General features: G+C 63.3%; 10 protein-coding genes. 6 read left to right on the top strand and 4 right to left on the bottom strand.

All coding sequences use genetic code 11. From position 1 onward, the window contains the following. The first annotated feature begins 44 nt into the window (after positions 1-44). Positions 45-1,190, top strand: a complete 1,146-nt coding sequence (gene ctaA, locus KUW17_RS02315; RefSeq protein ID WP_222475620.1) for a heme A synthase — start codon at positions 45-47, stop codon at positions 1,188-1,190. 3 nt (positions 1,191-1,193) lie between these two features. Then, entirely contained in the window at positions 1,194-2,663 is a 1,470-nt protein-coding gene (locus tag KUW17_RS02320; protein ID WP_222475621.1) for a carboxypeptidase M32, read from the top strand. Positions 2,664-2,857: 194 nt separating this feature from the next. Here KUW17_RS02320 and KUW17_RS02325 read toward each other — a convergent pair whose 3' ends face one another. Together KUW17_RS02325 and gyrA are read right to left on the bottom strand one after the other, a co-directional pair. Then, positions 2,858-3,208, bottom strand: a complete 351-nt coding sequence (locus KUW17_RS02325) for a DUF6614 family protein (protein WP_222475622.1) — start codon at positions 3,206-3,208, stop codon at positions 2,858-2,860. A 128-nt stretch (positions 3,209-3,336) separates the two neighbouring features. Beyond that, positions 3,337-6,045: a DNA gyrase subunit A gene (gyrA, locus tag KUW17_RS02330; RefSeq protein WP_261396990.1), complete on the bottom strand. Its 2,709-nt coding sequence runs from the start codon at positions 6,043-6,045 to the stop codon at positions 3,337-3,339. A gap of 224 nt (positions 6,046-6,269) precedes the next feature. Here gyrA and KUW17_RS02335 point away from each other — a divergent pair, with 224 nt between their 5' ends. Continuing rightward, complete coding sequence (locus KUW17_RS02335) at positions 6,270-6,539, top strand: usg protein (RefSeq protein ID WP_222475626.1); 270 nt, start codon at positions 6,270-6,272, stop codon at positions 6,537-6,539. 6 nt (positions 6,540-6,545) lie between these two features. Here the strand turns inward: KUW17_RS02335 and KUW17_RS02340 are convergent, their stop codons facing one another. Beyond that, entirely contained in the window at positions 6,546-8,105 is a 1,560-nt protein-coding gene (locus KUW17_RS02340) for a caspase domain-containing protein (RefSeq protein WP_222475628.1), read from the bottom strand. An 83-nt stretch (positions 8,106-8,188) separates the two neighbouring features. Beyond that, complete coding sequence (locus KUW17_RS02345) at positions 8,189-9,142, bottom strand: radical SAM protein (RefSeq protein ID WP_222475630.1); 954 nt, start codon at positions 9,140-9,142, stop codon at positions 8,189-8,191. A gap of 140 nt (positions 9,143-9,282) precedes the next feature. On the opposite strand from KUW17_RS02345, the gene zwf reads away from it, so the two are divergent. The 3 genes from zwf to pgi are packed head-to-tail and all read left to right on the top strand — an operon-like array spanning position 9,283 to position 13,051. Beyond that, a complete protein-coding gene (gene zwf / locus KUW17_RS02350) occupies positions 9,283-10,758 on the top strand; it encodes a glucose-6-phosphate dehydrogenase (protein ID WP_222475632.1) in 1,476 nt (491 codons plus the stop codon). Then, on the top strand, positions 10,755-11,426 hold the full coding sequence (gene pgl, locus KUW17_RS02355) for a 6-phosphogluconolactonase (RefSeq protein WP_222475634.1): 672 nt from the start codon (positions 10,755-10,757) through the stop codon (positions 11,424-11,426). Before zwf ends, pgl begins: the two co-directional genes overlap by 4 nt. 17 nt (positions 11,427-11,443) lie before the next feature. Then, the gene (pgi, locus tag KUW17_RS02360) at positions 11,444-13,051 is read left to right on the top strand and encodes a glucose-6-phosphate isomerase (protein ID WP_222475636.1); all 1,608 of its coding nucleotides are present in this window, start codon (positions 11,444-11,446) and stop codon (positions 13,049-13,051) included. Positions 13,052-13,081 lie beyond the last annotated feature (30 nt).

Genomic DNA, 13,081 nt, shown 5'->3' on the forward strand with positions numbered 1-13,081 from the left:
TCCGAAACCGCCCCTAGCTTGGCAGCACAGACAAAGAGGCAAGCATGAGCAAGCGCAGCATTTTCGAAGAGGTCGAAGGCGAGAAGAAGGACGCGCCCGCGGTGCAGCCGGGTTTGATCGACCGCGGCCGCGGCGGCGCCCGCAAGGCGATCCGCGCCTGGCTGATGGTTCTGTTTGCGCTGGTGGTTGCGATGATCGTTGTGGGGGGGCTGACCCGCCTCACGGACTCCGGCTTGTCGATCACAGAATGGCGCCCCGTGACCGGGGCGATCCCGCCGATGTCCGAGACTGAATGGCAGGCAGAGTTCGACAAATACAAGCAGATCGACCAGTGGCGGATCCAGAACCAGTGGATGGAGCTGTCTGATTTCAAAGAAATCTACTGGTGGGAATGGGGCCACCGACAGCTGGGCCGTGCCATCGGCCTGATCTGGGCGTTTGGCTTCCTGGTCTTCCTCGTGGCACGCAAGGTCCCCGTCGGCTGGACTGGCCGTCTGGCCCTGCCTGGCATTCTGGGCGGCGTGCAAGGCGCCATCGGCTGGTGGATGGTGGCGTCCGGTGTCACCCAGGGCGAAGGCATAACCGCTGTCGCCTCCTACCGCCTGGCGGTGCATCTCGGTCTGGCGTTTGTGATCCTCGGCCTGATTGCCTGGTATGTGCTTATGCTGGGCCGCGAGGAGCGCGAGCTGATGCAGGCGCGCCGGGCCAAGGAGGCGAAGCTGTTCAGCCTGTCCACCGGCCTGATGCATTTTGCCTTTCTGCAGATCCTGCTTGGCGCGCTGGTTGCAGGTATTGATGCGGGCCGCTCCTACACCGACTGGCCGCTGATGGGCGGGCAGGTGATCCCGCCCAACCCCTTCATGCTCGAGCCGGTCTGGAAGAACTTCTTTGAAAACCCGGGGCTGGTGCAGTTCATCCACCGGGTTGCGGGTTACCTGCTGTTCGCCTTCGGCGTGGTGGCCTGGCTGCGCGGGCGCAGCTCTGCCCATGCGCGCACCCGCTTTGCCTTTAACGCCGTTTTTGCGGCGCTCTCCGTGCAGGTGCTGCTGGGGATCATCACCGTGGTTTACGCCGCGCCGCTCCACGCTGCGATCACTCACCAGCTGGTGGCGATTGGTGTCTGGGTGCTGATCCTGCGCGCCCGGTTCCTGGCGGCCTATCCCATTGCAACCTCGATCAAGGATCACTGACCCATGAGCGCATTTGACGAACTGATGGCCTTCCAGCGCGAAACCCAGGCGCTGGGGCAGATTGCGGGCCGTCTGGGCTGGGATCAGGAAACCATGATGCCGCGCGGGGCCGCGCCGCAGCGGGGTGAGGAAATGGCCGCGATCGAGGCGGTGCTGCACGCCCGCCGCTGCGACCCGCGGGTGGCGGAGTGGCTGGAGCAGGCCGAGGCGCAGGATGAGGCGGGTGAAGCCCAGCTGCGTGAAATCCGCCGCAGCTATGAGCGTACTGTCAAGGTGCCCGCTGATTTGGCAAAGAAGATTGCCCAGGTGACATCCGAGGCGCAGGGCAAATGGGCCGCCGCGCGGGCGGATGAGGATGTGGCGGCCTTCCTGCCGGTGCTGGAGGAAGTTGTGTCCCTGAAGCGCCAGGAAGGCCAGGCGCTGGCCGTGGGCGGTGACGTCTATGACGCCATGGTCGAGGATTACGAGCACGGCATGACCGGGGCAGGGATCGCGGAAATCTTCGATGCCATGCGCCCCGGCCTGGTGGAGCTGCGGGCGAAGGTCCTGGAAAAACCCGCGCCGAAGGGGCTGGAAGGCACATTTGACGAAGCCGCGCAAATGCAGCTCACCCGCAAGCTCGCCAATCAGTTCGGCTATGACATGGGGCACGGCCGGGTGGACAAGGCGGTGCATCCGTTCTGCTCCGGCGCTGGCCTGGACGTGCGGATCACCACCCGGACCAGCGAGAGCGACCCGTTCAACTGCTTCTACTCTACCATTCACGAGGTCGGCCACGCCGCTTACGAGCAGAACATTAGCCGCGATTACCTGCTGACCCCGCTGGGCAGCGGCGTGTCGATGGGCGTGCATGAAAGCCAGAGCCGGATCTATGAGAACCAGATCGGCCGCAGCCGCGCCTTTACCGGCTGGCTGTTTGAGGAGATGAAGACCACCTTTGGCGATTTCGGTGTTGCCGATGCGGATGCGTTCTATGCTGCAGTAAACACGGTGCATAAGGGCTATATCCGGACGGAAGCGGATGAGCTGCAATACAACCTCCATATCATGATGCGGTTCGGCCTGGAGCGCGCGCTGATGAGCGGCGATCTGGCGGTGAAGGATCTGGAAGCGGCCTGGAACGACCGGTTCGAAGCGGACTTCGGCTATGCCGTGGACAAGCCGTCCAACGGCTGCCTGCAGGATGTGCATTGGTCGGTGGGCCTGTTCGGCTATTTCCCGACCTACTCCCTGGGCAATGTCTATGCCGGCTGCCTTTATCAGGCGCTGCGCCGGGATGTTCCGGGGCTGGATGCAGAATTGGCACAGGGCGACACCAGCGGCGCAACCGCCTGGCTGAAGGATAACCTGCAGCAGCACGGCGGCTTGCGCAGCCCGCGCGATACCATCGTGCATGCGTCCGGCATGGAGCCCGGCCACGCACCGCTGCTGGCCTATCTCGAAGAGAAGTTCAGCCTGCTCTACGACCTCTGAGTCGGCACCGGGCCACGGCTAACACCCTCTGGCGGCAGCGGAAAATCCGCTGCCCCGGAAATGCCCTAATTTAAGCGTATTCTCTGAAGCTCCTGGGGGGGAGTTAAGAGAGTAATCTGATGCATACAGCCGTAGCCTACCTCATCTTTGCCAGCTTTGTGCTGGGACCCACCCTGATCTGAGGCGCCAGCCCGTCAAATCAGCGCCATCCTCTCGGCCCGTTCGGGGTCCGGGAAGGGTCGGTAGAGGCCGATGTCGGCCTTGGCGATCAGTGCCGTGACATGGGTGTAGAGCTTTTCGACCTCCTCGTCGTGTTCGCCGAGGACGCGGAAAGCCTGATCCAGCTGGGTCATGTCCCTGAATTCGATTTCCAGCAGGAAGTCGCGGCAGGTGTCGCTGGCCATGTCCAGCTTGCGCCGCAGCAGGCGCCAGCCCTGGACCACGCCGCGTTCGTGCAAATAACCCATCCATTGATCGACCGCGCTGGCAAAGGTCAGCGCCTTGGCCTCGTGATGCAGATCGATGGAGCAGTGGTACAAGTTCATTGGGGTATTCCCTTCATGAGAAATCAGAACTTGCAGTAAGATTACCTAACATCCGTTAGGGGGCCGTTAACAAAGCGAACGCCGCCCCGGCAACGGGACGGCGTTCAATGTTTCCAACGGGATGGGGCTTATTCCTCGCCGCCGTCCTCGTCCTCGCCGTTCTCGGCAATCCAGGCGACGGAGACCACTTCCTCTCCCTTGCCGGTGTTGAACACCCGAACGCCGCCGGCCGAGCGCGAGCGGAAAGAGATGCCGTCAACCGGCACCCGGATCGACTGGCCCTTGGAGGTCGCCAGCATGATCTGGTCGTCCAGCTCAACCGGGAAGGAGGCCACGATCTCACCGCCGCGCATCGCCTTGTCCATCGCGGTGACACCCATGCCGCCGCGGCCGCGCACCGGATAATCGTGCGAGGACGACAGCTTGCCCGAACCGCCGGTGGTGATGGTCAGGATCAGGTTCTCGGCGGCCGACATCTCCGCATAGAGCTCGGTGGAGAAGTTCGGATCCTCGGGCGCATCCTCGTCCGAGGTCTCAGAATCGTCGGTCAGACCGGCCATCGCGCGGCGCATCTTGAGGTAGGCGGTGCGCTGCTCCGGCGTGTACTTGGAGTGGCGGATCACCGACATCGAGACGACGCTGTCCTCGCCGGTCAGCTTGATGCCGCGGACACCGGTGGATTCGCGCGAGTTGAACACGCGAACGTCGGTGGAGCGGAAGCGGATGGCGCGGCCGGAGTTGGTGAACAGCATCACGTCGTCGTCTTCCGAGCAGATGCGCACATTCACCAGCTTGACGGAGCCGTCCTCCGGCAGTTTCATCGCGATCTTGCCGTTGCGGCGGACGTTGGTGAAGTCCGACAGACGGTTGCGGCGCACGTCGCCACCGGAGGTCGCAAAGACCACCTGCAGGTTCTCCCATTCCTCGTCGGGCACATCGACCGGCATGATGGCGGCGATGGAAACGCCTGTGGGGATCGGCAGAATATTGACGATTGCCTTGCCCTTGGAGGTGCGGCCGCCCTGTGGCAGGCGCCAGGTCTTGAGCTTGTAGACCATGCCGTCGGTGGTGAAGAACAACAGCTGCGTATGGGTGTTGGCCACGAAGAGGGTGGTGATCACATCCTCTTCCTTGGTCTGCATGCCCGAAACGCCCTTGCCGCCGCGCTTCTGGGCGCGGAAGTCGGCCAGCGGCGTGCGCTTGATGTAGCCGCCGGAGGTCACGGTCACCACCATGTCCTCGCGCTCGATCAGGTCCTCGTCCTCCATGTCTCCGGACCAATCGACGATCTCGGTGCGGCGCGGCACGGCGAAGTTGTCGCGCACTTCGCGCAGCTCATCGCTGATGATGCCCATGATGCGCTCGCGCGAGGACAGGATTTCCAGGTATTCCTTGATCTTGCGGGCCAGTTCTTCCAGCTCGTCGGTGACCTCTTTCACGCCGATCTGGGTCAGGCGCTGCAGGCGCAGCTCCAGGATGGCGCGGGCCTGCGTCTCCGACAGGTTATAGGTCCCGTCGTCGTTCATGGTGTGGGTCGGGTCGTCGATCAGGCGGATGTAGTCCGCGATGTCGGCGGCCGGCCAGCGGCGGGTCATCAGCTTCTCGCGCGCCTCAGCTGCGTCGGCAGATGAGCGGATGGTGGCGACGATTTCATCGACGTTGGAGACAGCAACGGCCAGACCGCACAGGATGTGGCTGCGCTCGCGGGCCTTGCGCAGCTCGTAAGCTGTGCGGCGGGCGACCACGTCTTCGCGGAAGTCGATGAATGAGGTCAGGAACTTGCGCAGCGTCAGCTGCTCAGGCCGGCCGCCGTTCAGCGCCAGCATGTTGCAGCCGAAGGAGGTCTGCATCGGGGTGAAGCGGAACAGCTGGTTCAGCACCACCTCGGGGGTGGCGTCGCGTTTCAGCTCGACCACCACCCGCACGCCGTTGCGGTCGGATTCGTCCTGCACGTGGGCGACGCCCTCGATCCGCTTTTCGCGGACCTGCTCGGCGATCTTCTCGATCATCGCGGCCTTGTTCACCTGATAGGGAATCTCATCCACGACAATGGCATAGCGGTCCTTGCGGATCTCCTCGACGCGGGTTTTCGAGCGGATGATCACGCTGCCGCGGCCCTCGAGATAGGCCTTGCGGGCGCCGGAGCGGCCCAGCATCACGCCGCCGGTCGGGAAGTCGGGGCCGGGGATGTAGTCGATCAGTTGCTCGCTGGTCAGGTCCGGGTCCTCGATCAGCGCCAGCGTCGCATCGACGACTTCGCCCAGGTTGTGCGGCGGGATGTTGGTGGCCATGCCGACCGCAATACCGCCTGCACCGTTGACCAGCATATTCGGGAAGCGGGCCGGGAGCACGGTCGGCTCGCGGTCCTTGCCGTCGTAGTTGTCCTGGAAATCGACGGTCTCTTTCTCGATATCCGCCAGGATCGCCGCGGCGGGCTTGTCCATGCGGACCTCGGTGTAGCGCATGGCCGCCGGGTTGTCGCCGTCCATCGAGCCGAAGTTGCCCTGGCCGTCCAAGAGCGGCAGCGACATCGAGAAGTCCTGCGCCATCCGCACCAGCGCGTCATAAATCGCGGAGTCGCCATGCGGGTGGTATTTACCCATCACGTCGCCGACCGGGCGGGCCGACTTGCGGTAGGCCTTGTCATGGGTGTTGCCGGATTCGTGCATCGCATAGAGAATGCGGCGGTGAACCGGTTTCAGACCGTCCCGCAGGTCCGGAATTGCACGGCTGACGATGACCGACATCGCATAGTCGAGATACGAGTTGCGCATCTCGGTTTCGATGGAAACGGTCGGCCCGTCATAGGCCGGGCGTTCCGGCAGGTTTTCGTCCATGTTTTCAGGAGTTTCCGGCGTATCGCTCACGTTGGCTGCCCGCTCTTTCTTCTGGGTCTATATATTGTGTTCGCACCCTATCAGAGACCGTATATGGGGCGCAAGCACACAGCCCCCAAATGCCGGAAACCAGCCGTTCACGCATCGGTAACGCACTGTTTTTGAGGAAATTAACCAATTGCACCCTAGCATCAAGAGGAGGGGGTAAGAATTGGAGGCTAGAGATGGAGATCAGCGAAACCGAGCTGATGCTCAGGGGATACGGGCTGACCACGGCGGAATTCACCTATCACATGCCGGATCATATCCATGTTTTGAATACGTTCGTCTGGCAGCAGTACGACCTGGCGCCGGACCATCCGCGGCTGTTCGAGTTCATTGAATTCTGGCAGCGCGAGATCGAGGGGCCGCTGCATTCGGTGCGGTTCAATCACCGCAAGATGATCGGCCCCGGCGAGTGGCGCAACGTGGTCGGAGAGTTCCAGATCCACTGAGCGGGATCAGCGCCAGGCATAGACCGCGCAGCCGGTGGAGCCGCTGGCGGTGAAGCTGCGCCCGTCTGCGGCCAGGCGGCCGCGCCAGGTGACGGTGATGCCTGGAAAATAATCCGTGCCGCTGAGCTGCTGGCCGTTCAGGTAAACCTCGGTATTGGCATTCTGGCCCAGTGAATCGTTGAGCCGCCCGTGGTATTTGTTGCCGCCTGCATGGGTATAGTGGACGTTCCCAGTGACCTTCACGACCAGGGCGCAGGTTGCCTTGAACTTCCAGGCGCCCGCTAGTGAAACAGGTGCCGCTTCCGCTGAGGCCGCCGGAGCCGGGGCGGAGACGGGTTTGGGAGCAGTCTTGCAGACTTTTCCGGATTTTTGGCGCAGTTCCTCCAGCGCGTGGGCGGTGCCCAGATCATCGGCGCCGAGGGTGCTGTCCGCCGCCGCAAGGTAAGCCGCAAAGGCGCTGCGGGTGCGTGGCCCGGCAATCCCGTCCGGGCGGCCAGCCTGGCAGCCGATATCGTTCAGCGCCGCCTGTGTTTCGCGCATGACCTGCCTTGAGTCCGGAATGACCGGAACCTCAGGGGCTTCCGGCGCTTGCTGGGCAGGCGCCTCCGGCTGAGCTTGGGGCGTTCCCAGGCCTTGCCTCAGCTGCAGCGCCACCGTGTAGGTGTATTCATCCTGCCGTCCGGAGTAGCGTGCCAGAAAGCTGTCGAGGGCCTGAGGGGTTCCGATGGAGCGGGCAATCTCAAAGTCTGACTGCATTGCGGCGGCGGCTGGTTTTGCAGGCGCTGCCGGCACGGGGGCTTGGGTGAAATAGAACTCGCCCAGCATTTCATCATAATATGCAGGCACTTGGCTGTGCTGCACAGTCAGGGCCAGATCACGCACCTCGCGCCGCAGTCCGGCAACCAGCGTGCGCAGCTCCAGCCCCGGTTCGGACAGCAGCGGCAGCAGCGCGCGGGTGAAGACGGAGTTCTCTGCGGTGTCGTCCTCGTTCAGCCGGTCCAGTGCCAACTGGCCTGCGCCGGCGGAGAAAATCACGAAGGTTCCCTGCGGGGCAGCGATCCGTCCAAGGCCGCGGGTGGTGCCGATGCTGCGGCCTTCGACCAGCTTAAACGGGTTGTTGCGGCAGGCGTCGATGATCACCACGGCGGAACGCGCGCCTGTTTTGCGGACACGGTCCAGAAGATCCGACAAAGCGATCGACTCGGACTTCACAAAATCGCTGCCGCCGGCACTGGGGGCGGCGATGTCGGTGGGCAGCAGGTAGTTCTCGCCGTCGATTTCCACCCCGTGCCCGGCAAAGAAGACAAAAGCCGCGTCGCCGGGTTCCAGCCGGGCGGTGAATTCGGAGATTTTCCGGTTCAGGCCGCGGCGGTCCTGATCAAGCGCTGTGGTGACGGCGAAGCCCAGCTCATTCAGTTTTGTGCCAATGGATTGCGCATCCGCGCGGGCTTTGGCCAAAACGGGGACGTCGGAATAGCTGTTGTTGCCGATGACCAGCGCCATCCGGTTCTGCGCGGCGGCGGAGAGGGGAAGGAAGCAGAGAAGCAAAGCAAACAGGAAACGCATTGGACAACACCGGACAGAGAATATGTCCCATGGTGCCATTCTGCCGGGATCAGGTCAAAGCCGCTTTGGTTCCGGGTCAACGCTTATGCCGAACAGCTGGCGCCGCCCAGAACGCAGAATTTGGCGCAATGGGGGTGGTTCAGCTGCACCGGGCGCTCCGCGTCGGCCAGGGTTGCGCCCATTTCGAACTCGGGCGCATAGGGCAGCAGGGTGCAGGCCAGCACGGCGGGGGTGGCTGCGCCTTTTCGTTTCACAACCATGCGGGAGGACGCGCACATCACGCTGTCCGGGGATTTGTTCAGGATGCCCCAGCAAGCGGTTGTTATCTCAGGTACTTCCACACTTTCGTCCATTTCCGGGAACAGCACGGTCTGGCCCGGGTTCTGCGCGTCGATGGCAAAACTATGTTTGTCGAACAGTGCAGCATACCCCGCGCGGGCCTGGGCTTCGCTCTCGCCCCAGACGGTGCGGCCTGCGACGGCCATGCGGAAGCCGTTGCCGCGCAGCCATTCCATGCCTTCGATGGTCTTGGCAAAGCTGCCCTCGCCGCGCTCCTTGTCGTGCAGAGCAGCGCTGTGATGGTCGACCGAGATCCGCAGGGTCAGCTTGTCCCCGAATTCCTGCCGCAAGGACAGCAGACCCGCCTTGACCGACTTGCGCATCATCGGGCGCATGGCGTTGGTCAGGATCAGCACCTCAAACCCCCGCTCCAGCGCGGCGCGGGCCATAGGGATCATCTCCGGGTTCATAAAGGGCTCGCCGCCGGTGAAGCCGATTTCCCGGACCGGCCAGTTGCGTTTTGCAATCTGGGCCAAGTAGTCCTTCACTTCACCTTCGCTCAGATAGACCAGCGCGTCATTGGTGGGGGAACTCAGAATGTAGCAATTGCTGCATTCAATATTGCACAGGGTGCCGGTATTGAACCAAAGGGTCTCCGGTCGGCTGAGCGGCACCGAGGCGCGCTGCTGACCGTCTGCCGTCACAAAGGCGTCTTGAAACTTGCCTAGGTTCGCGGCAGATTTTTGCAGGTCTTTCATGCAGATGTCCTTTGGGGCAGTGCCTTTCGCCGGAAGCTACCTTATACTGGGCAGGAAATGAAAGCAGCCGGGCGGGCACATGACAGGGATGTGAGCGGCAGTGTGCCGCGCCTGCACCGGCGAAGACAGGAAGAACAAGAATGGTTTCGCGTGTGATACCGGTCGACCCGTTTGACCTGGTGATTTTCGGCGGCACGGGCGATCTGGCGCAGCGCAAGATTCTGCCTGCGCTGTTCCGCCGTCATTGCGCCGGCCAGCTGACCGGAGAAGAGCGGATCATCGGCGCCGCGCGCACCAGCCTGACCAGCGACGATTACCGCACTGTCGTGGCGGAGGCCCTGCGCGCGCATGCGGGACCCAAGGCCTGCGGCGGCGGTGCGCTGGAGGCGTTTCTGGAGCGGGTGAGCTATGTTGCGCTGGATGCCCTGGGCGAGGATGGCTGGCCGGAGCTGAGCCGCCAGCTGCGCCCCGCGGAGGATGTTCCGATCCGCATGTTCTACCTTTCAGTCGGTCCCGGCCTGTTCGGGCCGCTGGCAGAGCGGCTGCACCGGCACGGGCTGGCCAATGCGGATGCGCGGATCGTGGTGGAAAAACCCTTTGGCCGCGATCTGGCGTCCGCGCGGGAGCTGAACCGGACCCTGGCAAGCCATTTTGACGAAGGCCAGATCTACCGCATCGATCATTACCTGGGCAAGGAGACGGTGCAGAACCTGATGGCGGTCCGGTTCGGCAACATGCTGTTTGAGCCGTTGTGGAACAGCCAGTATGTCGATCACATCCAGATCACCGTGGCAGAAACCGTCGGTGTGGAGGGGCGCGAGGAGTATTACGAGCGCGCCGGTGCGATGCGCGACATGATGCAGAACCACCTGATGCAGCTGCTGTGCCTGATTGCGATGGAGCCGCCGGCCAAGTTCGACCCGGATGCGGTGCGCGACGAGAAGCTGAAGGTGATCCGCGCGCTGGATCCGGTGGAGCCGCATCACATCGTGCGCGGCCAGTACCAGGCCAACCTGGACCCGGACGCGCCGCATCCGTCCTACCGCGGACTGGTCGGCAACCCGCGCAGCACCACTGAAAGCTATGTGGCGCTGAAGGCGCATATCAGCAACTGGCGGTGGGCGGGCACGCCGTTCTACCTGCGCACCGGCAAGCGGCTGGTGAACCGGTCCTCAGTGATCAACGTGATGTTCAAGGACGCGCCGCATTCGATTTTCGGGGCCGAGGCCGGGCGCCATGCCAACCACCTGAAGATCCGCCTGCAACCCAATGAGGGCATTACCCTAAGCGTGACCATCAAGGAGCCGGGGCAGGGCGGGATGCGGCTGATCGACGTGCCCTTGGACATGAGCTTTGCTGAGGCGCTGGGGCCGGAGGGCGGTGATCCGCCGGACGCATACGAACGGCTGATCATGGATGTTGTGCGCGGCAACCAGACGTTGTTTATGCGAGGCGACGAGGTGGAGGCCGCCTGGGCCTGGACCGATCCTTTGATTGAGGGGTGGAAATCCCGCGGCGATGTGCCTAAACCCTATGTTAGCGGTACCGCCGGTCCGGAGGATGCCGATTTGCTGATGCGCCGCGACGGGCGGGAATGGAGGGGGATCAACCCATGAAATTCAATGAGTACCCTGATCAGGACATGCTGGCGATCGAAGTCGCGAATGAGATCGCCGGGGATCTGAAGACCAATCTGCTGCATCAGGAAACGGTGTCGTTTGCGGTCGCAGGCGGGACAACGCCGGGGCTGGTTTTCGATGACCTGTGCGCCGCTGATATCGAATGGGACCGGGTGCATGTCATGGCGACGGATGAGCGCTGGGTGCCGCAGGAGCACGCCCGCTCCAACGCGGCGATGATCCGCAGCCGGCTGTTGCAGAACCGGGCGGCGTCTGCGCAGTTCTTGCCGTTTCATGTGCCGGAGCGGGAGCCGGAGGAGGTGCTGGCTGAGTTGGAAAGCCTGGTGGTTCCGGAACTGCCGCTGTCGGTGCTGCTGCTGGGCATGGGGGAAGACATGCACACGGCCTCGCTGTTCCCCGGCGCGGACGGGATCGAGGCGGCGCTGGCGCCGGATGCGCCGCCGCTGGCGGTGATGCGGCCGGACAGCCAGCCCGAGGCGCGGATCAGCCTGACGGCGCGGGTGCTGGACGCTGCGATTGCCAAGCATCTGGTGATATTCGGCGATGCCAAGCGCAAGGCGCTGGAAAAAGCGATGTCGCTGCCGCCTGAAGACGCCCCGGTACAGGCCGTTCTGTCCGAAGTGTCTGTCCATTGGGCGCCTTGAATTCTGGAAAGGTAGAAATGTTCACTGCATTGAGGACGCTGCATTCTGAAATTTGCAGCGATGACATTGTTGATCTGTTTCAGAATGACCCGGACCGCGCTGAAGATTTCAGCGTACGGTTCGAAACGCTTCTGTTTGATTATTCCAAGACCCGGATCACGGCCGGGGTGCGCGCGGCGCTGACTGATCTGTGCGAGGCGCGGGATGCGGCCGGCAAGCGGGCGGCGATGTTCCAGGGCAAGCCCATTAATGAAACTGAGCAGCGCGCGGTGCTGCACACAGCCCTGCGCGACCCGGACGGGCCGGAACTGCTGGTCGATGGCGGGGACATCCGCGCACCGCTGCGCAAGACACTGGAACGGATGGAGAAATTCGCCGCCCGTGTCCGCTCCGGCGCGATGCAGGGGCCGGGGGGCCGTTTTACCGATGTGGTCAACATCGGCATTGGCGGGTCCGACCTGGGTCCGGTGATGGCCACGCTGGCGCTGGCGCCCTATCATGACGGTCCGCGCTGCCATTTTGTCTCCAACGTGGATGGCGCCCACATTCATGACATCCTGCAACGGATTGATCCCAAGACAACTTTGGTGATTGTGGCCTCCAAGACCTTCACCACGGTCGAGACCATGACCAACGCCGAGACCGCGCGGCGCTGGGTGGAGGACGGCGGCGGTGATCCGGCCCGGCAGTTCCTGGCGCTGTCCACCTCGGAGAAAGAGACCGCGGCATTCGGAATTCCGCGAAAGCACGTGTTTGGCTTTGAGGACTGGGTCGGCGGCCGCTATTCGGTCTGGGGGCCGATCGGGCTCAGCGTGATGCTGGCCGTGGGGCCCGAGAACTTCCGTGCTTTCCTGACGGGCGGCAAGTCGATGGATGAGCATTTCCGCAGCGCCCCCTGGCAGCAGAACATGCCGGCGATGCTGGCGCTGACCGGCATCTGGCACAATCAGGTTTGCGGCTATCCGACCCGCGCGGTGCTGCCCTATGACCAGCGGCTTCGGCGGCTGCCGGCCTATCTGCAGCAGTTGGAGATGGAGTCGAACGGAAAGTCGGTGGCTATGGACGGATCGCCTTTGACGTATCCGTCCGGCCCGGTGGTCTGGGGCGAGCCCGGGACCAATGGCCAGCATGCGTTCTATCAGCTGCTTCATCAGGGAACATCGGTCATTCCGGCCGAGTTTCTGGTGGCGGCCAAGGGTCATGAGCCTGAGCTGGCGCATCATCACAGGCTGCTGGTGGCCAATTGCCTGGCCCAGTCCGAGGCGCTGATGCGCGGCCGCAGCCTGGAGGAAGCCTGCGCGCTGATGCGGGCCAAGGGCTATGAAGGGGCGGAACTTGAGCGGCAGGCGCGGCACCGTGTGTTTTCCGGCAACCGGCCCTCCACAACGCTGATCTACCCGAAGCTTACTCCCTACGTGCTGGGGCAGATCATTGCTCTGTATGAGCACCGGGTGTTTGTCGAGGGCGTGATCCTGGGCATCAATTCCTTCGATCAATGGGGCGTGGAGCTTGGCAAGGAGCTGGCGAACACGCTGGGGCCGCTGCTGTCCGGGGAGAAAAATGCTGCGGGCAAGGACGGCTCCACCCGCGCTTTGGTGGAATTCGTTCGCGCAACCAAGGACTGACGGAGCCGGAAGAAGCGGCGGGGCGTGACC

It is taken from the genome of Leisingera aquaemixtae (assembly GCF_019801145.1).
GTDB lineage: Bacteria > Pseudomonadota > Alphaproteobacteria > Rhodobacterales > Rhodobacteraceae > Leisingera > Leisingera aquaemixtae_A.